The organism is Blautia sp. BIOML-A1, assembly GCF_009883055.1.
Classification (GTDB): Bacteria; Bacillota; Clostridia; order Lachnospirales; family Lachnospiraceae; genus Blautia_A.
Genome location: NZ_WWVR01000002.1, coordinates 49,037 through 71,712, shown reverse-complemented (window position 1 = coordinate 71,712; position 22,676 = coordinate 49,037). Strand labels below are relative to the sequence as shown.

Annotated in this window: 22 protein-coding genes; 2 read left to right on the top strand and 20 right to left on the bottom strand. The window is 43.9% G+C overall.

The genetic code is table 11. The annotated features are described in order from the left end of the window. Position 1: 1 nt before the first annotated feature. On the bottom strand, positions 2-1,186 hold the full coding sequence (gene nifS, locus GT674_RS02215; RefSeq protein WP_161284175.1) for a cysteine desulfurase NifS: 1,185 nt from the start codon (positions 1,184-1,186) through the stop codon (positions 2-4). Positions 1,187-1,214: 28 nt separating this feature from the next. After that, a complete protein-coding gene (locus GT674_RS02210) occupies positions 1,215-1,649 on the bottom strand; it encodes an RrF2 family transcriptional regulator (RefSeq protein ID WP_161284174.1) in 435 nt (144 codons plus the stop codon). Positions 1,650-1,776: 127 nt separating this feature from the next. Here GT674_RS02210 and GT674_RS02205 point away from each other — a divergent pair, with 127 nt between their 5' ends. Next, positions 1,777-3,117, top strand: coding sequence for a polysaccharide biosynthesis protein (locus GT674_RS02205; protein ID WP_161284173.1), 1,341 nt, complete (start codon positions 1,777-1,779; stop codon positions 3,115-3,117). 117 nt (positions 3,118-3,234) lie between these two features. Further along, complete coding sequence (locus GT674_RS02200; protein ID WP_161284172.1) at positions 3,235-4,266, top strand: 3-deoxy-7-phosphoheptulonate synthase; 1,032 nt, start codon at positions 3,235-3,237, stop codon at positions 4,264-4,266. Positions 4,267-4,373: 107 nt separating this feature from the next. Here GT674_RS02200 and xerD read toward each other — a convergent pair whose 3' ends face one another. The 18 genes from xerD to GT674_RS02110 all read right to left on the bottom strand — a co-directional run bounded on the left by xerD (position 4,374) and on the right by GT674_RS02110 (position 22,603). After that, positions 4,374-5,258 carry a site-specific tyrosine recombinase XerD gene (gene xerD, locus GT674_RS02195; protein ID WP_161284171.1) on the bottom strand — a complete coding sequence of 295 codons (885 nt, stop codon included), beginning with the start codon at positions 5,256-5,258 and terminating at the stop codon, positions 4,374-4,376. Between the two features lie 240 nt (positions 5,259-5,498). Continuing rightward, complete coding sequence (locus tag GT674_RS02190) at positions 5,499-6,098, bottom strand: stage II sporulation protein M (protein WP_161284170.1); 600 nt, start codon at positions 6,096-6,098, stop codon at positions 5,499-5,501. A gap of 100 nt (positions 6,099-6,198) precedes the next feature. Then, the gene (gene rny, locus GT674_RS02185) at positions 6,199-7,758 is read right to left on the bottom strand and encodes a ribonuclease Y (RefSeq protein WP_161284169.1); all 1,560 of its coding nucleotides are present in this window, start codon (positions 7,756-7,758) and stop codon (positions 6,199-6,201) included. A gap of 115 nt (positions 7,759-7,873) precedes the next feature. Continuing rightward, on the bottom strand, positions 7,874-8,368 hold the full coding sequence (locus GT674_RS02180; protein ID WP_161284168.1) for a regulatory protein RecX: 495 nt from the start codon (positions 8,366-8,368) through the stop codon (positions 7,874-7,876). A 5-nt stretch (positions 8,369-8,373) separates the two neighbouring features. Continuing rightward, positions 8,374-9,435: a recombinase RecA gene (gene recA / locus GT674_RS02175; protein WP_161284167.1), complete on the bottom strand. Its 1,062-nt coding sequence runs from the start codon at positions 9,433-9,435 to the stop codon at positions 8,374-8,376. Positions 9,436-9,665: 230 nt separating this feature from the next. Next, positions 9,666-11,114, bottom strand: coding sequence for a glycogen synthase GlgA (gene glgA, locus GT674_RS02170; RefSeq protein WP_161284166.1), 1,449 nt, complete (start codon positions 11,112-11,114; stop codon positions 9,666-9,668). 95 nt (positions 11,115-11,209) lie between these two features. Next, the gene (spo0A, locus tag GT674_RS02165) at positions 11,210-12,019 is read right to left on the bottom strand and encodes a sporulation transcription factor Spo0A (RefSeq protein WP_161284165.1); all 810 of its coding nucleotides are present in this window, start codon (positions 12,017-12,019) and stop codon (positions 11,210-11,212) included. A 281-nt stretch (positions 12,020-12,300) separates the two neighbouring features. Further along, complete coding sequence (gene spoIVB, locus GT674_RS02160; protein WP_330585435.1) at positions 12,301-13,518, bottom strand: SpoIVB peptidase; 1,218 nt, start codon at positions 13,516-13,518, stop codon at positions 12,301-12,303. A 108-nt stretch (positions 13,519-13,626) separates the two neighbouring features. Then, a complete protein-coding gene (gene recN / locus GT674_RS02155; RefSeq protein ID WP_161284163.1) occupies positions 13,627-15,318 on the bottom strand; it encodes a DNA repair protein RecN in 1,692 nt (563 codons plus the stop codon). After that, positions 15,312-15,767, bottom strand: coding sequence for an arginine repressor (gene argR, locus GT674_RS02150; RefSeq protein ID WP_161284162.1), 456 nt, complete (start codon positions 15,765-15,767; stop codon positions 15,312-15,314). The genes recN and argR overlap by 7 nt, the downstream gene beginning before the upstream one ends. 17 nt (positions 15,768-15,784) lie before the next feature. Next, the gene (locus GT674_RS02145) at positions 15,785-16,645 is read right to left on the bottom strand and encodes an NAD(+)/NADH kinase (RefSeq protein ID WP_161284161.1); all 861 of its coding nucleotides are present in this window, start codon (positions 16,643-16,645) and stop codon (positions 15,785-15,787) included. Positions 16,646-16,667: 22 nt separating this feature from the next. Further along, positions 16,668-17,477 carry a TlyA family RNA methyltransferase gene (locus GT674_RS02140; RefSeq protein ID WP_161284160.1) on the bottom strand — a complete coding sequence of 270 codons (810 nt, stop codon included), beginning with the start codon at positions 17,475-17,477 and terminating at the stop codon, positions 16,668-16,670. Continuing rightward, a complete protein-coding gene (gene dxs / locus GT674_RS02135; RefSeq protein ID WP_161284159.1) occupies positions 17,474-19,336 on the bottom strand; it encodes a 1-deoxy-D-xylulose-5-phosphate synthase in 1,863 nt (620 codons plus the stop codon). The genes GT674_RS02140 and dxs overlap by 4 nt, the downstream gene beginning before the upstream one ends. Positions 19,337-19,352: 16 nt before the next feature. Then, entirely contained in the window at positions 19,353-20,252 is a 900-nt protein-coding gene (locus GT674_RS02130; protein ID WP_330585434.1) for a polyprenyl synthetase family protein, read from the bottom strand. Next, positions 20,230-20,445: an exodeoxyribonuclease VII small subunit gene (gene xseB, locus GT674_RS02125; RefSeq protein ID WP_161284157.1), complete on the bottom strand. Its 216-nt coding sequence runs from the start codon at positions 20,443-20,445 to the stop codon at positions 20,230-20,232. The genes GT674_RS02130 and xseB overlap by 23 nt, the downstream gene beginning before the upstream one ends. Further along, positions 20,433-21,644, bottom strand: a complete 1,212-nt coding sequence (xseA, locus tag GT674_RS02120) for an exodeoxyribonuclease VII large subunit (protein WP_161284156.1) — start codon at positions 21,642-21,644, stop codon at positions 20,433-20,435. The genes xseB and xseA overlap by 13 nt, the downstream gene beginning before the upstream one ends. Further along, entirely contained in the window at positions 21,645-22,160 is a 516-nt protein-coding gene (gene nusB, locus GT674_RS02115; protein ID WP_161284155.1) for a transcription antitermination factor NusB, read from the bottom strand. A gap of 56 nt (positions 22,161-22,216) precedes the next feature. Further along, positions 22,217-22,603, bottom strand: a complete 387-nt coding sequence (locus GT674_RS02110) for an Asp23/Gls24 family envelope stress response protein (RefSeq protein ID WP_161284154.1) — start codon at positions 22,601-22,603, stop codon at positions 22,217-22,219. Positions 22,604-22,676: the final 73 nt, after the last annotated feature.

The window sequence follows — 22,676 nt, the reverse complement described above, 5'->3', positions numbered from 1 at the left end:
ATTATTTCTGATTTTTGATAAAATCTTCATACAGTGGAGACATACTTCTCAGATTCTGTACGATTTCTTTCAGTTTATCTACTGTGAAGTCAAGATCTTCTTTTGTTGTCTCCTCACTCAGGGTAAGTCTCAGAGAACCGTGTGCGATCTCATGAGGCAGTCCGATAGCAAGAAGTACATGAGATGGATCCAGAGAACCTGATGTACATGCAGACCCACTTGAACCGCAGATACCGTTCTGATCAAGCATCAGGAGCATGGACTCACCTTCGATAAACTGGAAGCTTACATTTACGTTATTCGGAAGACGTCTTACTCTGTCACCATTCAGTCTTACATATGGGATTTCACTGGTGATACGTCCGATCAGATAATCTCTCAGTTCGATTTCTCTGTCTGTACGCTCTTTCATGTTTTTCATTGCCCGCTCTGCTGCTGCACCGTATCCTACGATTCCCGGAACATTCTCTGTACCTGCACGGCGTTTACGCTCCTGTGCTCCGCCATGTACAAAGGATCTGATCTTAACGCCCTTACGGATATAAAGGAAGCCGATTCCCTTTGGTCCGTTGATCTTGTGACCACTGGAACTTAACATATCAATATTACACTCTTCTACATCGATCGGAACCTGACAGAATGCCTGAACTGCATCTGTGTGGAACAGGATGCCATGTTCTCTGGCAATGCGGCCGATTTCTTTGATCGGCTGAATAGAACCGATCTCGTTGTTTGCAAACATAACAGAAATCAGAATTGTCTCCGGTGTGATCGCTTTCTCCAGTTCATCAAGACGTACAATACCATTTTCATCTACATCGAGATAGGTGATCTTTGCTCCTCTTTCCTTCTCAAGATATTCACAGGTGTGCAGGATCGCATGATGCTCGATCTTGGTTGTGATGATATGATTTCCTTTGGATTTATATGCTTCAAAGGTTGCCTTGAGTGCCCAGTTGTCAGCCTCGCTTCCGCCTGCTGTAAAGTAGATGTCTTCTTTCCTTGCATTCAGGACATCCGCTATCTGCTGTCTTCCTCTTGTCACTGCCTCTTTGCTCTTCTGTCCAAAATCATAAATACTGGACGGGTTTCCATAGTACTCGGAAAAATACGGAAGCATTGCCTCAAGAACTTCCGGTGCAGTTTTGGTTGTTGCCGCATTATCCAGATATATTAATTTATTCATGTTTTTTCCTCCTGATAAAAAATGAATTTTAGATCTTTTCCTTTTGTTTTTTCCGGCTTTCATCTATCAACTGATCCAGCATCATGGTATCCACTGCCTGTGTGATACTGTCATTGATCCGTTTCCACACATATTTCGTCACGCAGATGTCATGATTCTCACAGGTGCTCTCATCTTCCATTCCGGAACACTGTGCTGCCTCCAGACTTCCCTCCAGCACTCTCAGGACATCACCCACAGAAATCTCTGCTGCCGGACGTCCAAGCCTGTAGCCTCCGCCAGCTCCCCTGGTGCTCTCTACCAGACCTGCCTTCTTGAGTTTCGCCATAAGCTGCTCAAGATAACTGTCGGAGATATTCTGTCTGACCGCAATACTCTGAATGGAAACGGCTTCTGTTTCACAATGCAGACCCAGATCAATCAAAGCTTTGAGACCGTATCTTGCTCTTGTTGACAGTTTCATCCACTCACCTCTTCATAATTCCCAGTGTTTTAGTCGGATTTATTTCAAAACCTACTTTAACAGAATACATTTGTTCTGTCAAGGTAGTTTTACGCATATACTGACAAAAAAGCTCCAGGTATTCTGTATGTCGAAAAAAACTTTTTTCAGGGGAACTTTTCTTCTCACCTGCGCCGGACTTTTAAGCCGCATTATGGGCTTTTTTTATAGGATATTCCTGTCTCATACAATTGGTGCAGAGGGAATTGGCCTGTTTCAGCTTGTTCTCCCTCTCCAGACTCTCCTGCTCGCCATAACCTCTTCTGGTATACAGACCGCCCTTTCGCGTCTGATCGCCGCTCACTTTGCAACCGGAGAACACAAAAAAGCCCGTGATTTCTTCTGTCTTGGAACGCTTCTTGCTTTTTTATTCTCCTGTGTGGCTTCTTCCCTGTTGTTTCTGAAAGCCGATTTTTTTGCTGTACAGATTCTCAGAGAAGTACGTACAGAAGAGCTCCTGCGCATTCTTGCTTTCAGCCTGCCTTTGGCTGTTCTTCATTCCTGTATCAACAGTTATTATTTTGCCCGCAAAAAAGCCGCTTTTCCATCCGGCATGCAGTTTGTTGAGCAGCTTGTGCGTGTCGGTTCTTCTTTCCTTCTGTATCTGATCTGTGTTTCCAATAATCTTCCCGTGACCGCCATGATTGCTGTCGGCGGCACACTTGCTTCAGAGCTCGCCGCCTCTATCCTTTCGCTGCTTGTTCTCTCACTTCACTTTCGCAGCTGCTCGCACAGGATTTTTCAGATTACAAAACCTTTTTCGGATTTACATGAAATCCTCCGTACTGCCTTTCCTGTTACGGTGAATCGGCTTCTTCTCTCCGTGCTTGCCGCTATTGAAGTCGTTTTGATTCCGCAAAGGCTTCAGATGTATGGAGTTTCTTCCAGCGAAGCACTCAGCATCTACGGTATTTTTACCGGACTCGCACTTCCCTGTATCCTGTTTCCTGCCACGATCACCAACTCTGCCTCCGTAATGCTCATGCCTTCTGTCGCAGAAATGCAGGCTCTTGGGTACAAAAAAAGGATACATTATATTACTGTTCAGACACTTCGGGCCAGCCTGCTGCTCGGCTGCATCTGTACTCTTATTTTTTATTGTGCCGGAGCCTTTATAGGGGATCTTCTTTTTCAAAGTCCGACTGCCGGAGCTTATATACAGACCCTCTCTTTTATCTGCCCCTTTTTGTACCTGAATACAACTCTGACAAGCATCCTACATGGGCTTGGGCAGACCGGACGAAGCCTTGTTCATAGTGCCGCCGGGATTTTGACCCGTATTCTTTTTGTAGTATTTGCAATTCCGGTTTACGGGATCCGCGGCTATCTGTACGGAATCCTCTTCAGCGAGATTCTTTTAAGCGGGCTTCATATTTATGCGTTGCTTATGCAAAATTCCAAAGCATTTCCTATCGACAAGAAGTTTTGAATCGTTTATAATAAAGCGTTGTATACTTTAATTTTAAACAAAAGAACTCCGGTTCTCCACTGATACTGGAGTATTGTATTACAAGGTGTTGCATAAAAACACACAAAGGAGGAACACATGGCATTTAATTTTATCAAAAAATTACCTACGCCTGCTGAGATTCGCAATCAGTACCCTATCGATGCTGAGATCCAGGCCTTAAAAGAGAAACGTGATCAGGAAATCCGTGATGTCTTTACCGGGAAATCAGATAAATTTCTTGCGATCATTGGTCCATGTTCTGCTGATAATGAGGATGCGGTCTGCGATTATCTTCTTCGCCTTCGCAAAGTACAGGACAAAATAGCAGATAAGGTTCTGATCATTCCTCGCGTTTATACGAATAAACCACGTACTACAGGCGAGGGTTACAAAGGTATGGTCCATCAGCCTGATCCAGAAAAGGCACCTGATATGCTGGCAGGACTGATAGCAATCCGCAAGATGCATATTCATGCAATTCAGGAAAGTGGTTTTACCTGTGCGGATGAGATGCTCTATCCTGAAAACTATCGTTATCTCTCCGACATTCTTTCCTACGTTGCAGTGGGTGCACGTTCTGTTGAGGATCAGCAGCATCGTCTGACTGTCAGCGGTATGGATATCCCTGCCGGAATGAAAAATCCTACCAGCGGTGATTTCAGCGTTATGATAAATTCTGTTGTTGCAGCTCAGGCTTCTCATCGTTTCATCTACAGAAGCTGGGAAGTAGAGACAGACGGAAATCCCCTCGCACATACAATTCTGCGTGGTGCTGTCAACAAACATGGTGAGGCAATGCCAAACTATCATTATGAGGATCTTCGTCTTCTTCTTGACAAATATCAGGAAAAAGATCTCAAAAATCCTGCTGTCATTGTAGATACCAACCATTCCAACTCCAACAAACAGTATGAACAGCAGGTTCGTATTGCCAAAGAAATCCTGCACAGCCGCATTGTTGATCCAGAACTTCACAAGCTGGTCAAAGGACTGATGATTGAAAGCTATATTGAACCAGGTAATCAGAAGATTGGCTGTGATCATATTTATGGTAAATCCATTACCGATCCATGTCTCGGATGGGAAGAATCCGAGAAACTTCTCTACACCATCGCAGAGCTCTGCTAAAACTGAATTCATTTTTGGCTTTATTATTAAAGTAAAAAGACCGTAATACAGACTCTTCTTTATATAAGTTCTGTATTCACGGTCTTTCTGTTTTATTGACGATCCACTTAATGACGCGGATGTGCTTTCATATAAACATCTCTCATCCTGGCTACATTCATCCCGAGATAAATCTGGGTGGAAGAGATATCCGAATGTCCGAGCATTTCCTGTACGCTCTTGATATCAGCTCCATTCTGAAGCATATGTACTGCAAAAGAATGTCTCAATGTATGTGGTGTAATGTCTCGGTAAATACCCGCTGCTTCCGCATAGCTCTTGAGAACTTTCCAGAATCCCTGTCTGCTCATGGATCTGCCGGAACAGTTTGTGAACAGGGCATTTTCTGCCTTATTCTTTACAAAATATCCTCTTCCATGCTCCATGTAATCTACAAGTGCTCTCTTGCTGACATTTCCAATCGGGATGATCCTCTCCCTGTCTGTATCATGACAGATCACATATCCAAACTGAAGATTCAGATCCGAGACCTGAAGATGAATCAGTTCACTTACACGCATGCCTGTAGCATAAAGCAGTTCCAGCATTGCTCTGTCGCGAAGTCCCTTTGCTGTATTGATATTCGGCTGCTTCAAAAGGCGGTCTACCTCCTGAACAGATAATATTTCCGGCATTTTCTTCTCTACCTTAGGCGGCTTCAGATCCTCGGAAGGATCCGCTTTGATTCTTCCCTCTTTAAAAAGATACTGAAACATTGCACGGATAGACGCTATATTTCTGGAGATTGTTGAGGATGCCAGATTCTCATTCTTAAGTTCACTGAGATATGCCTTGAGATCCAGACTTGTCACCTCCACAAAATCACAGATATCCTGTTCCTGCAGATATCGGATCAGTTTCCGTAAATCTCTCTGGTATGAAATTTCTGTATTAGCCGATGTATTCTTAGTCGTATGTAAATATGCGATAAATTCTGCGAGTGTTCTTTCCATTCCTTTTATTTCCTGTCTAACCTTGTACTATGTCTTTCACTGTCCGACAGCAACTTCTGTCAGTTCATGTTTTCTATCAGGTGATCACTGTTCACACCACATCTGATGTACTCTGATTATACTTTCTATTTTACATAAAATCAATTTGTTTTTTTCCAAATTTTCATGTAAAATCAACGTTTTCAACGTCGAATACAAAATATTGTTCAGATTATGGTAAACCATACTATATCTTGTTTTTCAGAAAATTCCAACTTTTTCCAGCAGCCATTCCAGCACGATCGGATTACAATATACCTCTGTCAGCATACCAAGCAGATAAAAGATTCCACTCAGAATAACCTGCAAAAAATACCTCGATACACTGCCTGTTATCATTCCTTTATTTTTCCAGATTTTCATAGACTGCCTGTAACTTTGATCACAGAGATAAAAAACAGATGGAATATAAAACAGATACTGCGGAAATAACAGTCCTGCTCCAACCAGTCCGCCCTGCAAGCCAAACTGCAGAACAGACATTGTCAGAAGTAACCCCAACTTCATTCCGAGATAAACGCTTCCTGCCACTGCAAATGGTACTCCAAATACAGAAATCCCACATCCCATTCCAAGAAGATACACACTGCCTCTCATCTTAACTACCTGCAGCAAATATTCTGTCTGATCTTCACTCCCCGCTGCAAATGTTCTCAAAAGATACATTGTCGAAAGTGTCTGCTGATGCCACTCCATTCTCCAGAGAATATCCGGAAGGACTATTCCTATAACAAGTCCGGCCATAAACAGACTCTGTACCGGAAAGCCTTTCGTCCTGTGCCAGTCTGAATGTTTTCTCATAGCTTCACCCTGTACAATTCTACGGATTTATTATAAAAAGTAGAACAAAAAAAGAGCATGACACTTATATGTATCACACTCTTTCTGGGTATTTCTATAATTACTTAGCGTAATCTACTGCTCTGCTCTCTCGTATAACGTTTACCTTGATCTGACCCGGATATTCAAGCTCAGCCTCAATCTGTTTGGCAATATCTCTTGCCAGCAGAACCATATCTGCATCTGTCACATGTTCCGGTACTACCATTACACGAATCTCTCTGCCCGCCTGTATAGCAAAGGACTTGTCTACACCTTTGAATTCATTGGTAATGTCTTCCAACTGTTTCAAACGGTTTGTATATGTCTCAAGTGTCTCTCTTCTTGCACCTGGTCTTGCTGCTGAAATTGCATCAGCCGCCTGAACAATACATGCAATAAGAGACTCTGGTTCAACATCTCCATGATGTGACGCCACTGTATTGATGACGATCGGTCCTTCTTTGTACTTCTTACAAAGATCCACACCAATCTGGATATGGGAACCCTCTACTTCATGGTCAATGGATTTGCCAATATCATGAAGCAGACCTGCACGCTTCGCCATACGGACATCCACGCCGATTTCTCCTGCAAGAAGTCCGGAAAGCTGTGCCACTTCGATAGAATGCTTCAGTGCATTCTGTCCATAGCTAGAACGGAACTTCATACGTCCAAGAAGTTTCAGAAGCTCCGGATGAATACCATGAACACCAACATCCATTGCAGCATTCTCTCCATCCTCTCGGATCTGTGCTTCTACTTCTTTCTGTGCTTTCTCTACCATTTCTTCAATTCTTGCCGGATGGATACGTCCATCCACAATAAGCTTCTCCAGAGCAACTCGCGCAATCTCACGGCGAATCGGATCAAACGCTGATAAAACAACTGCTTCCGGAGTATCATCGATGATGAGATCCACACCTGTCAGTGTCTCCAGTGTACGGATGTTACGTCCTTCACGTCCGATGATCCTTCCCTTCATCTCATCACTTGGAAGCTGCACAACTGAAATTGTAGTTTCAGCTACATGATCTACTGCACATTTCTGAATGGCATTGACCACATATTCTTTTGCTTTCTTGTCTGCTTCATCTTTTGCTCTGTTCTCTAATTCCTTGTAGAGTCTGGCTACGTCTACCTTGACATCGTCTTCTACACTTCTGAGTAACTCGTCTTTTGCCTGGTCGGAGGTCAGACCGGAAATTCTTTCCAGTTCCTGTACTCCTTTTTGTTCAAGTTCTTCTACTTTCTTTTCTCTCTTTTGTAATTCAGCAACCTTTGCTGTACACTCTGCCTCACGCTTCTCAACTGCATCAGCCTTCTTATCAACAGATTCTTCCTTTGATAATACACGCCTTTCATACTTCTGCAGTTCGTTTCTACGTTCTTTGGTTTCCTTCTCCAGTTCGTTTTTCGTTCTGAGAGATTCTTCCTTTACTTCCAATAATGCTTCTCTTTTTTTCGTTTCAGCAGTTTTTAAAGCTTCATCTATGATGCTTCTTGCTCTGTCTTCTGCTGTGCCAACAACTTCCGCATCTTTCTGAGCTTTGTTATTGACAGCAACCTTGCAAGTAACAGGAACCGCAATAAGCAGTGCGACCACTACAGCGACAATTGCAACAATAATTGTGCTTGCCACAGGAGCACCTCCTTATTTAGTTTTCATTGTACAAATACAACAATACAAGTTTAGCTGTTTTTAAGAATTATGTCAAGTTTTTCTATCTATATTGTTTGAATATTTTCGCGGAATATTACCTGCGAGCAGTTACGCAGAATGTAATATTTAATTCTTCCAGTGCAGAACTGATCTCACCCTGTCTGAACCCGCGTCTTGCAAAGTATCCCATAAGGCGGCGCATCTCTCGCTCATCCAATTCTGAATCCGCAGGATATTTCTTTTCTATAAGACTGACAAGAAGTGCATGCTCATCCGGTGTCTCCAGTTCTTCTGCCTCTTCCCATGCTGACTGTATTGTCTGTCTGTCTACTCCCTTCTGCTGCAGTTCCTGAAAGATCTTCTGACGGCTCTTATTATGGATCCGATACATAATGTAATGAAATGCATATCTCTCATCATTGATATACCCCAGTTCTCTTACATAAGATACCGCGTCCTCTGTCGCTTTCTCAGAGAAGCCTGCCTGCTTCAGTCTGTCGGCAAGACCACGCTCCGTCCTGTCCATATGTTCCAGAAGACGGAGTGCCTTCCTGCGTGCCTGCTGCTGTTCCTGATAATGATCTGTCATATGTCTTATTCTTCTGTCTCAATTTCCGGTGTTGCTGCCTTGCCTGATGCCTGAGTTGTGCCTTCTTCCTCCGGAAGAAGATGATACTGAATTCTTACCTGCTTCTCAATCTCCTCACAGATCTCCGGATGATCCTTGAGGTAAACCTTAACATTCTCACGTCCCTGTCCGATTCGCTCTCCATTGTATGAATACCATGCTCCACTCTTATTTACTACGTTGCACTCCGCTGCAAGATCAAGGATCTCGCCTTCTCTGGAGATACCGGTACCGAACATGATATCAAATTCCGCCTGCTTAAACGGCGGTGCAACCTTATTCTTGACAACCTTGACCTTGGTATGGTTACCAACCATCTCGCCGCCCTGTTTCAATGTCTCTGTTCTTCTTACATCCATGCGAACAGATGCATAAAACTTAAGGGCACGTCCGCCTGTAGTGGTCTCAGGGTTGCCAAACATAACTCCAACCTTCTCACGAAGCTGGTTGATAAAAATAACTACACAATTGGATCTGCTGATTGCTGCTGTAAGCTTCCTCAGAGCCTGTGACATCAGTCTTGCATGAAGTCCGACATGGCTGTCTCCCATATCTCCCTCGATTTCTGCCTTCGGGACAAGGGCTGCAACAGAGTCCACGATCACAATATCCACTGCACCAGAACGCACCATAGTTTCTGTGATCTCCAGCGCCTGCTCACCATTATCCGGCTGTGAAATATAAAGATTATCAATATCCACACCGATATTCTTGGCATAAACCGGATCAAGTGCATGCTCTGCATCAATAAATCCTGCAATTCCTCCGCGTTTCTGAACCTCTGCTACCATGTGCAGGGCAACGGTTGTCTTACCACTGGATTCAGGTCCATAGATCTCAACAATACGTCCCTTCGGCACTCCGCCTACTCCGAGTGCTATATCCAGACCAAGAGAACCTGTCGGAACTGCCTCTATCTGCATATGCGCACTGGAATCTCCAAGCTTCATCACCGAGCCCTTGCCATACTGCTTCTCAATATGTCCAAGTGCCGCTTCCAGTGCTTTCTGTTTCTCTTCGTTCATCATATCTGTGGATCTCCTTTTTATAAATATATGTTTGATGCGAACTTATGTTTCGCAAACCTATGTTCGTATTTTCTTCTTATATGCTATTATAAATCCCCTTTAATGTCAAGGAAAACTTTTCGCCATTCTTCTTCGTTTTTCGCCTTTTTGCAGACAAAGGGGGATACCATTATATCTGGTATCCCCCGAAAAAAAGCTATTCGTTTATTGCTTTCCGGCACTGATCCGTTTTATTTGTCTCCGATCAGCCAGTTGTACATTTCTTCATACTGTTTTGCTGAATGGTTCCATGAGAAATCAGCTGCCATCGCACGATCTACCATCTTGTTCCACTCACGCTTGTTGTCATAGAATACGCGCTCTGCGTTACGGACAGTGGCAAGCATTTCATGTGCATTGTAATTGGTAAAGCTGAATCCTGTTCCTGTTCCCTCAAACTCATTATATGGCTGTACCGTATCCTTAAGACCGCCTGTCTCACGAACGATCGGAAGAGTTCCGTAACGAAGGCTCATAAGCTGGCTTAAGCCGCATGGCTCAAATAATGAAGGCATGAGGAATGCATCAGATGCCGCATAAATACGATGTGACAGTGGTTCATCATAATAAATCTGTGCAGATACCTTGCCATGATATTTCCAGTCAAAATGACGGAACATATTTTCATAGCGTTCTTCTCCGGTACCAAGAACAACCAGCTGTACAGCATCCTGACAGAGTTCATCCATAACATATGCGATCAGGTCAAATCCTTTCTGATCTGTCAGTCGGGAAACAATACCGATCAGCATTGCATTCGGATCCTCATTCAGTCCGAGATCTCTCTGGAGCTGAAGTTTGTTCTTAACCTTTTCTTTGCGGAAGGTCTTGGCATTATAATTCTGAGTAATGCATGTATCTGTCTCCGGATTAAATACGTCATAATCAATTCCATTGACGATACCACGAAGATCATGTGATCTTGCACAGAGAAGTCCATCCAGTCTTTCTCCATAGAACGGTGTTTTGATCTCTTCTGCATAAGTATTGCTGACAGTAGTCACCGCATCTGCAAAAACGATACCGCCCTTTAAGAAGTTTGCGTCCTTATAAGCCTCCAGTTTGTCCGGTGCAAAGTAGTAATCAGAAAGACCAGTGATTCCCTGCACAGTCTTTACATCCCATACGCCCTGGAATTTAAGATTATGGATTGTCATGATTGACTTAATACCCCAGAAGAATTCGTTCTGCTGGAAAGAATCATGCAGATAAACCGGTACAAGACCCGTCTGCCAGTCATGACAGTGAATCACATCCGGACGGAAATTGATTACCGGAAGCACAGACAGAACCGCTTTGGAGAAAAATGCAAATTTCTCAAGATCCCATGGTGCACTGTCATATGGTTTCGGTCCGCTGAAATAGTATTCATTGTCAATAAAGTAGAAGTGAATTCCCTCATACTCCAGATGCATGATTCCTACATAACAGTTCTTATATCCCAGATCCATATAAAAATGAGTGATATACTCCATTCTGTCTTTCCATTCCTGTTTCATGCAGGCATATTTCGGCAGAATAACCCTGACGTCAAAATAACGCTTGTCAAAGCATTTCGGAAGTGCTCCTGCTACATCGGCAAGTCCTCCTGTCTTAATAAATGGCACTGCTTCTGATGTTGCAAATAAAATATTTTTCATCTGTAATGGCCCTCCTTGCTCCCATCTCTATAAAAGCTGTACAGATAAGTCGATTCTGAAACAGCTTTTTTTGTTTATTATACCCTATAATGCACTTATTGGAAAGAGCGTTTTTTATATTCCAGACGAATTTTGTCAGCAATCAGTGCAATGAATTCTGAATTTGTCGGCTTGCCCTTGCCCGTACTCACAGTATATCCAAACAACGCATCGATGGTATCCATCTTGCCTCTGCTCCATGCCACCTCAATCGCATGACGGATTGCCCGTTCCACACGGCTTGGCGTGGTCTGATATTTCTTTGCGATTGTCGGATACAGGATTTTTGTAATAGAATTCAGCATCTCAATATCATTTACTGACAGGATGATCGCATCTCTTAAGTACTGATAACCTTTAATATGTGCCGGAACACCAATTTCGTGAATGATATTGGTGACATCGCTTTCCAGATTTCTTGTCATATAAGCTGCTGTATCTTCTTTTACAATATTCTGATGAACATTTTCGCGGATTCTGCGGTCACTGCCTCTTCTTAAATTCTTAATGCGATTAAGAAGAACCTGATTATCAAATGGCTTAAGCATATAATACTCTGCACCGAGATTAAATGCATCCTCTGTAATTCTCTCCTGTCCAACAGCAGATACTACAATAAACGCCGGTGTTTTCTTAAGTCCTGGATCATGATTACAGTTTTCCATAACGGTAAGTCCATCCATCTTCGGCATGATAATATCAAGAACAACAACATCCGGCTGTCTTTCTTTTATGATATTACAGATTTCTTCTCCGTTATGTGCCTTACCTACCAGCGTAAGATCCTTATCCTCTTCAATCATACGACCCAGTATTTCTACCATTTTTTCATTATCATCTGCAATTGCTACATTTAACTTTTCCATGAGGTCCGTTTCCTCCTAACCTATTGTCATTCGACTTTGCTCATCAAAAACCCTTATATGTTAACAGGTCATATTATAGTGTAAACTTCCCCGCGAAATCAAGCCGAAACAGGGAGAAAGCCTGGATTTTCGTTCACATTAAATCTACCTGTTTCGGCCTCTGCCTGCATAAAACATCTCTGTTTTTCCTTTTTTCTGCGGCATTCCCGATGACTTTTTATGCCATCAGTTTTTTTATTTTTCTGCCCTGTTTTGAAGACAGTTTATCTCTATATCGACTCTCATTGCTGATTTTTTCCACTATTCTCCAGCATAGTTTCTGCAAATATCCCATAACCACTCGTAGAATCCTGCACAAATACATGCGTGACAGCTCCTGCAAATTTCTCGTTCTGTATCACCGGACTTCCACTCATTCCCTGTACAATTCCTCCTGTTTTGTCAATCAGTTCCTGATCTGTAACATGGATGACAAAACTTTTATTTGTATCTTCATGATTCAGATCGATCTTTACAATTTCCGCATCATACGCCGATACCTGTCCATCCACACAGCACAATATCTGTGCCGGTCCGATTTCAAGTTCCTGCTTATAAGCCATCGGCATTCTCATAAGCGTGATCTGATCCAGCGGACCGGTGAAATTTCCATAAATTCCGTTTTCCCCGTTCTTTTTTATGGAACCTATCACCCTGTCAGAATCGTAACGGATCAGTCCCGCAAGTTCTCCCGGATTTCCATTGCTTCCTTTCTGAACTCCCAGAATCTCGGCCTGATAAAGTGCTCCGCTTTCTATCTTCAAAAGCTTTCCTGTATCTATATCGCTGATTCCATGTCCCAGTGCTCCGTATCTTCCGTCCTCATCTACAAAAGTCAGAGTACCGATTCCCTGCGTATTATCTCTCACCCAGATTCCAAGCTTATATGCCCCCTGCACATCTTTCACCGGAGTGAGGGTGAGCGGAATGATCTTGTCGTTTCTCAGCACTTCTACTTCTACATCCTGACCATCCAGTGCCCTGATATCTTCAATCAATTCTCTCTTGGAATGTATGACCTGCGAATTAAATGCCACAATGTAGTCTCCTGGTTTTACAACGTTTTTGGCCGGTTCTTTGGAAATTCCCTCTTCTGACAAAATCTCGCCTGTGTCTATAATAAGTACCCCATCTGTTTCCATATAAATTCCCACAGTGCTTCCGCTGACATATACCGATCTGCTTTCAGAAGGTATGACTCTGATCTCTTTAAATGGGATCACTCCCATAATACTGCATCCTATCGTATAACTTCCTGTTCCTGAGACTGAAACTGCATCCTCAAAAGTCAGCAGAGGATGTTCCAGAATCTGCTCAAGCTTTATTTCCTGTTCTTTCTGTACATGAATCTCATCAGGGATCCTGCGATCCAGATATCGATATCCCATACACCCTATTACCAGGAGATCCAGTCCGAGACACCACAGAATCCATATTCTATACTTTCTTTTTCTGTTCACCCTGCCACATCCTTTCTTTTGTAATATTTTTACTTTATGGAACATTAAAGTAAAAAAAGAGAAGAGATCTCTGTCAGACCTTCTTCTCTTATTATGCTTTGATTCACTTTATTTGACTCTTGTATTTTTATGTACCTGTGCCAATTCTTTCATTTCTTTTGCATTCTGATAAACAGCCTGGGTGATCTCTGCTCCGCCAAGCAGTCTGGCAAGTTCCCTCACAGAATCCTCACCCTCCAGCGAATGTATTTCTGTTATGGTTTCCGTTCCCCGCTGATGTTTTTCAATCTCAAAATGAATATCCGCCATTGCTGCGATCTGCGGCAGATGTGTAATGCAGAGTACCTGATGATGCTTCCCGATGACCGCCATTTTTTCGGATACTTTCTGTGCAGTTCTTCCACTGATACCGGTATCAATCTCATCAAAGATCAGCGTTTCAATCTGGTCACGGTCTGCAAGAATTGCCTTAAGTGCCAGCATGATTCTTGAAAGCTCACCGCCAGATACAATTCTTCCCAGTGGTTTCATGGATTCTCCGGGGTTTGTGGAAATTTTATATTCAATTTCATCAAATCCACCCGAAGTATATTCTTCCCTGCGTCTGAAATCAATTCCAAACTGTACATCAAGGAAATTCAAGTCTTTCAATCCCTCAATGATCTTCTCTGTGAGAGTCTTACTGTATTCTTTCCTGATTTCTGAAAGAACATTCGAAACTTCCTCCAGATTTTTTTGAGACTTTGTCAGATTTTGTCTTGCTTCCTCGAAACGTTCTTCATACCTGTCAATATCTTCCAGTTTCTGCTGCTGGTGCTGTGCATACTTTTGAATCTCTTCTATGCTCTGGCCATATTTTGCCTTAAGGTTATTGATCAGATCCAGTCTTTTCTCTGTTTCAAAAAATGTCTCCTCATCAAAACAGAGATCCTCCACATAGGATGACAGTTCACGGTTAAAATCATTTAAAAGACTGTCCACTTCCTGAAGTGTTCCTGACATAGCTTCCAGCTGGCTGTCAAACTCTGTCACTCTCGTCAGTTCTCTTATCGCCATGCCCACAGCATCTCCTGCTCCCTGTGCAGAATCATATCCTGTCAGATCACGGACGCTCTGAAGAGTCTCAAGAATTTTTTTGCCATTGTTTAATTTACGATAAAGTGTTTCCAGTTCCTCATCTTCACCGGGACGAAGCTGCGCTGACTCAATCTCATTGATCTCAAACTCAAGAAAAGCTCGTTCCCTGTTCCTCTGCTCCTCATCTGTATCCAGAGCTTTAAACTCCTGCATATACTTGCGATATTCTCTATATGCTTCGTAAACTCTGGTTTTCGCCGGATAAATCTGTTTTTTGCCATATGCATCCAGAATTTCAAGCTGTTTATCCTGGTACAGAAGTGACTGATGCTCATGCTGTCCATGAATATCAAGAAGACACGAAGCAGCTTCCTTCATCTGGCCTACCGTACAGGTCTCACCATTGATCTTGTTGATACTCCTGCCATCCATAATCTTACGTGCAAGAAGTATCTGACCATCTTCAAGCTCTGTTCCAAGTTCTTTAAGGGCCTCCTGCACACGCGGATTTTCTACCTGAAACAAGAGTTCTACAAGTGCGTACGATGCTCCTGCACGGATCATGTCCTTTGTACTTCTTCCTCCCAGGATCAGCTGCATGGATCCAAGAAGAATAGATTTACCGGCACCGGTCTCACCGGTAAGGATGTTCAGTCCTGGTCCGAATTCTACTTCTATGTCTTCGATCAGGGCAAGATTCTTCACATGAAGATGTATTAACATAATTTCAAGATTCCTTTCAGTTTCAATGCCACAGCCTGTGCCTGCTCTCCATCCCTTGCCACGCACATCACAGTGTCATCCCCTGCAATGCTTCCCAGGATTTCTTTCCATTTCAGTGCATCCAGTGCTGCTGCCACACCCATTGCCATCCCCGGAACCGTCCGGATCACGACCATATTCTGCCCTACGTCAATAGAAGTAAGTGCATCATGGAGCACTCTTGTATATTTATCACTCAATTCCGCGGCAGCCTCTGAAAGAATCGCATAATGCGATTTTCCGTCTTTTCCTGTAACCTTTGTCATCTTCAGTGCACGGATATCTCTGGAAACAGTAGCCTGAGTTACTTTGAACCCGGCTTCGTTGAGCCGCGCTGCCAGTTCCTCCTGTGTATCAATATCATACTGACGAATCAGCTCCATTATTTTTTCATGTCTTGCTACCTTCACATTCAACCTCCATTACACTAACTGTCGCGCATTTTCTGGCGAAGTACCTCAACAAAACTTAAATGATTCAATTTCAGGATTCTGGTGTTTACAGCAGCCTTCTGTATAACAATCCTGTCTCCTGTCACCATGGGGATCGTTGTGTCCCCGTCAAAAGAAGCCACTCCATACTCCTGAACCTGTCGTCTGCCCTCACCAAGTTCAACTGTGATCACATCCTCTGCCGGAAAAATAATACTTCTTGTATTCAGAGTATGCGGTGCAATCGGTGTCATCAGAGTCATGGAACCATTTGGTGCCACAATAGGCCCTCCACAAGAAAGGCTGTATCCTGTAGATCCCGTAGGCGTTGAAATAATGATACCATCTGCATTATAAGAATTCAAATATACATTATTGACATAATTTTTGAATCGAACCACACGAAGGTGTCCATCTCTGCCGATCACGATATCATTCAATGCCACATCTCTGCCTACGATCTTATCATCTCTCCAGACAGTTCCCGTAAGCATCATTCTCTCTTCGATCTCGTAATCGTCTTCTTTTAATTTGTCAAGTGCAGCATACACAGACTGTTTGTCCACCTCTGCCAGGAATCCCAGCGTACCAAGGTTGATTCCAAGCATGGGAATTTCTCTGTGGACAACGTCTCTCGCAGCCTGAAGAAGAGTCCCGTCACCACCAAGAACCAGAATACACTGTGTATCCTCCGGGATCAGATCCGGATTGGTATAATGATATGCTCCTTCTTTTTTGCGTTCAGCCTGCTGTACCATACATCTGCAGCCATTCTTGTGCAGATACTCCTCAATCTGACCCGAAAACTCAAGGTTTTCGTCCTTATCACTGTTCGTAATGATATAAAAATTGTCCATTCCTCTGTTCTGCCTTCCCTGACTAATCAAGCTGGCCGTGTGCTTCCTGCACCACAGCTTCCGGAGATACCTCCAGGACAGATTCACAGACCGTACCTTCCGGTTTCTTTTTGAGATGAAGAAGATACTCGATATTTCCCTCCGGTCCTTTGATCGGGGAAAAAGAAAGATGATTTGGCTCAAGTGCGATCGACATCGCATAAGCCATTACTTTCTCAATAACCTCCAGATGTACTGCCGGGTCACGAACCACACCCTTTTTGCCGACTTTCTCTCTGCCGGCCTCAAACTGCGGTTTAATAAGGCAGACAATCTCACCATCTTCGGTCAGAAGGTTTCTTACCGGAAGCAATACCTTGGTTAGCGAAATAAAAGAAACATCGATGGAAGAAAACTGTGGTGCCTCCTGAATGTCCTCCGAAACTACATAGCGAATATTTGTTTTTTCCATACAGACAACTCTCGGATCATTTCGCAGTCCCCAGTCAAGCTGTCCATATCCCACATCGATGGAATAAACCTTGACAGCCCCGTTCTGAAGCATACAGTCAGTAAACCCGCCGGTAGATGCTCCCACATCCATGCACACCTTCCCATCCAGGGAAACACCGAAATTGTTCATTGCCTTTTCAAGTTTCAGCCCTCCACGACTCACATACGGAAGTGTATTTCCACGAACTTCTATCTTTACGGTTTCCTGGAACATGGTTCCTGCTTTATCTTCCTTCTGTCCGTTTACATAAACATCACCGGACATGATATATGCTTTTGCTTTTTCTCTGGAAGGTGCAAGTGCACGCTCCACCATCAAAAGATCCAGTCTTTTTTTCATTGCTGCTCCTCATATTCCTCTATTGCATCAAGGATATCCGGTACTGACAGACCAATCTTTGCCCGCAGACTTCGGATTTCTCCATGCTCTACAAAACGGTTCCAGACAGCGATCGGAAGTACCCTCACCTCCGGATGGCAGGCTTCCATATAAGTTGCCACATGCTCACCAAAACCGCCGTTTCTGACATTTTCTTCTACAGTTACAATTAATTTATGATTTCCGGCAAGTGCATCCAGAAGTGCAGTATCCAGCGGTTTGACAAATCTTGCATTGACAAATGTCGGTTTTCTGCCCCGTTCCTTAAGCTCCTTACAGACCGCCTCACATACTTCTGTCATACTGCCCACGGAAATAACTGCCAGTTCCTCACCTTCAAAGATCACTTCACTCCTGCCATACTGGATCGGACTTTCAAATTCTTCCAGTCCCTGATAGGCACTGCCTTTCGGATAACGAATCGCACACGGTCCGCCAAGATGTACTGCAAATTCCAGCATCCTCTGAAGCTCCCATTGATTTTTAGGTGCCATCACTGTCATATTTGGCATCATAGTCAGATAAGACAGGTCAAAACAGCCCTGATGTGTTTCTCCGTCAGCTCCCACAAGACCAGCACGGTCGATTGCAAAAATCACATGGAGATTCTGCATACAGACATCATGAAGCATCTGATCCACTGCTCTCTGCAAAAAGGACGAATAGATTGCCACTACCGGTATCATTCCGCCAAGAGCCAGTCCTGCAGCAAAAGAAACCGCATGTTCCTCGGCGATTCCTACGTCAAACAGACGGCTCGGAAATTTCTTTTCAAATTCTACAAGACCGGTTCCTTCTTTCATTGCCGCTGTGATTCCAACCAGCTTTGTATGCTCCTTGCCCAGCTTCACCATGGTTTCCGCAAAAACATCGGTATAGGTCGGGCATTTCTTTGAGGAAAGCTGCTTTCCTGTCGCAATATCGAACGGTCCTGTTCCATGAAACTGATCCGGATGGCTGCGTGCCGGTTCATATCCTCTGCCCTTCTCTGTAAGGACATGCACTATCACCGGTCCTTCAACCCTTTTGGCCTCATTAAAAAGTCTCATCATCTGACGCATATTATGTCCGTCCACCGGTCCCAGATAGGTAAGTCCCATATTTTCAAAAAGCATTCCGGGAATGATCAGCTGCTTAATACTGCTCTTTGTCTTGCGCATCGTATCTACCAGTGCCGTCCCTACCCTTGGAATCTTCTGGAGATTTTTGGTCACATTTATTTTCATTCCTGTGTAGGATTCTGCTGTGCGGATCGCACTCAGATAGGAGGACATTCCACCGACATTTTGGGAGATGGACATATTATTATCATTCAGAACAATAATAAAATTAGTCTTAAGTTCTGCTGCATTATTTAATGCCTCATATGCCATTCCTCCGGTAAGTGCACCATCTCCGATCACAGAAACCACACGATAGTTCTGCCCCTGAAGATCTCGTGCTCTCACATATCCAAGACCTGCCGAGATAGAATTGGAACTGTGTCCTGCATCAAAGGCATCACAGTCACTCTCACTTCTCTTTGGAAAGCCACTCATTCCGCCTTCTTTTCGCAGTTTCTTAAACCCCTCTTTTCTGCCGGTAAGGATTTTGTGGGTATATGCCTGATGTCCTACATCCCATATAATCTTATCCTGCGGCAGTTCCAGTACATTATGGAGTGCCAGTGTCAGCTCTACTGCCCCAAGGTTGGATGCCAGATGGCCTCCCGTCTGACTCACTGATGAGATCAGAAATTCCCTGATCTCATCAGCAAGCTGTGGAAAATCTGCTAAAGCTATTTTGTGTATATCATTTGGCTTATTGATTTTTTCCAACATCCTTTGTATCCCTCTTTCATTTTCTGCGGCTGGCCATCTCCATAATCAATGCCGTCAGAAATTTATTTTTGTTGCTTAAGTTTTCCAGAATGGACTGTGCCTGCTCTGAAAACTGCAAAACCTGTTCAGATGCCTTCTCTACTCCAAACAGCGTCACATAGGTAACCTTATGATTCTTTTCATCACTGTGAACCGGCTTGCCCAGTTCCTGGCTGCTACTTGTGACATCCAGGATATCATCCTGGATCTGAAATGCCATTCCTATAGCAGAAGCCGCTTTCTCAATCAGGGCTGTCTGCTCCTCATCTGCTCCGCCAAGAATGGCCCCCGCCATCATGGAAGCCTCGATCAGTGCCGAGGTCTTGTGTTCATAAATATAATCCAGCATTTCTCTGGATATCTCTTTGCCGTCATTCTCAACGTCCACACTCTGTCCGCCAAGCATTCCGTGGATTCCTGTCTTTTCTGACATGATCTTCAGTGCGCGGATCACCCTGTCGGCATCAGAAGTCATCTCGAAAGTCTTAAGCATCGTCTCATATGCATAATTGAGCAGACTTACTCCGCTCAGAACACCCATGGCTTCTCCATAGACTTTGTGTGTGGTCAGTCGGCCTCTTCTGTAGTCATCATTGTCAATCGCCGGAAGATCATCATGAATCAAGGAATGCGTATGGATCATCTCTATCCCTGCCATAAAAGGTTCGGCAAGCTGTTCGTCCTCTCCAAACATCCGGAAGGTTTCCAGAAGAAGAATCGGTCTTAAACGTTTCCCGCCGGCGCACATGCTGTAATTCATCGCCTCTGCCATTGTCCTGGCAAAGCCGGATTCCTTCGGAAGCCATCTGCGTATTACTTTCTCTGCATATTCTGTTCTTATCTGTAATTCTTCTTTAAAATTCTCGTAATGTTCCATCCTCATCCATCTGGAGCATCTTTTTTTCTACTGTATCCAGTTTGTCACTGCAGTATTTAAGAAGCTCCATTCCTTCTTTATAAAAACGAAAAGAATCCTCCAGGGATGTTTCACTGTCTTCTAATTTCACAGCAAGATTATCCAATTCCTGAAAGACCTCTTCTATTGTCTTTGCTTCTGTTATTTCTGCCATTCTTCCCTCCTGCTGTCAAAAACTTCTGCCCGGATCACACCGTCCGTCACGGAAATCTCCACTCTGTCTCCCGATTTGACCTGTTCGACAGAAGTAATCCCCCTGCCATCCTGATCTGCCACAAAAGAATAGCCCTGATTCAGCTTTGCCAGCGGCGACATTCCCTGATAACGCTCCAGGTAAATTCCCAGCCTGTGTCGATACTGCTGAAGCTTATTCTTCATCGCACTTCGCAGTGCATCATCATAGTCAGCCAGAATCTGTCTGTTATCCCGCAGACGACTCTCCGGACTCAGATATTTCAGACGCAGCTTATATTGCTCAAGACGCACCTTCTGGTACTCTATTCGCTCCCGCATATCCCGTCTGAAACGTTCTCGATAGTTATCAAGGGTGTGCATTACCTGTGCAAAATCATCTACTGCAAGCTCAGCAGCTGCTGATGGTGTCGGTGCACGCAGATCTGCTGCAAAATCTGCAATCGTAAAGTCCGTTTCATGACCAACTGCAGATATGATCGGGGTACGGCACTCGAAGATTGCCCTTGCAACCTTCTCTTCATTGAATGCCCAGAGATCTTCGATGGAACCGCCTCCGCGTCCTACAATGATCGTATCCACACCTGCCCCATCAAGCATACGGATACCCTGCACAATGCTGTCGGCTGCCCCGTCACCCTGTACCAGTGCCGGATACAGAATGATCTGAAGATAAGGATTCCTGCGCAGAGAAATATTTCGGATATCCTGTACTGCCGCACCCGAAGGTGCGGTCACAACGCCAAGCTTCTGTATAAAACGTGGGATTGGCTGCTTATATTCCGGAGCAAACATCCCCATTTCTTCCAGTTCTGCCTTCAGAGCAAGGAATCTCTCATAAAGTGCACCTGCCCCTTCCAGCGTAATCTCTCTGGCGTACATCTGGTAGCGTCCGTCTCTCTCATAGACATCCACTGCACCGCCGACTACAACACGGTCACCATCCTTCATTCGAAATGCAAGTCCTCTTCTCTGCCCTGCAAACATCACACAGGAAAGCAAACCTGTCTCATCCTTCAGTGAAAAATAAATATGTCCGCTCGGATGATATTTACAGTTTGATACCTCACCCTTGACATATATTTTCTTGAGGATATAGTCCTGCGTAAACATATTTCTGACGTAACGGTTGACCTGTCCTACAGAATAAATTGTTTTCATTTAATTAGAACTTTCTTCTGTCTCTGACTCCCCGGAAACCTTCTTTGATGAACGGATAATGATCTTGGCCTGATGAGCAGGACGACGCTTCTTAGGTGCTTCCCCTGTTTCTTTCTTACCACTGGCGATTTTACCAAGAATTCCGTTTACAAAGGAACCTGAGTCCTCTCCACCAAACATCTTGGCCAGTTCTACAGCCTCATTGATGGCAACACCGACCGGGACGTCCTCATCAAATTTCATTTCATATACAGCCAGACGAAGTGCTGTCAGGTCCACTCTGCTCATTCGGGTGGTTTTCCAGCCGCGGCTGTAGTCATTCAGGATCTGGTCGATCTCTTCCAGATGTTCCAGAATATGCTGATACTTCGCCTGCATTGCCTCCTGATCCTTCTCTTCCAGTTCTCCAAGTGTCTCAAAGTACATGGATACCTGATCTGACATTTCATCCTCTGAATTAAACTGTGTCATAAACAACAGCTTAAAAATATGTTCTCTCTGTTCGCTTCTTCGCATGATTCCTCCTAAGCCAATATCCCTGACGGGACTTTTATAAAGAAAAAAGGAAAGAGTTACTTTCCTTTTTCGTTTTCCATATCAACACCCGCAATGCGGATATTTACGTCTGCAACTTCCAGACCTGTCATGTTTTCAATGGACGATTTAACCTTTTCCTGAACTTTCTTGCTGACTGCAAGGATATTCCTGCCAAATTCAATATTCAGTGTCAGGTCCACAGTAACAACTCCTTCAAGGACTGTCACCTTAACTCCCTTGGAAAGATTCTTCACCCCAAGTTTGCTTACGAGCTCATTAGTGATGTTTCCCCCCATGGATGCAACTCCCTCAACTTCAGTAGCTGCAAGTCCTGCGATGACGGTTACAACTTCATCCGCAATATTCACCTCACCAATTCCTCCTACATCCTGTAATTTATAGGTTGTTCTTTTTTCTGCCATTATGACTCCTCCTACGGACTCCGAATCTAAATTTACATAGGTTTAGTATATCAAATCTGTACAAAAAATAAAA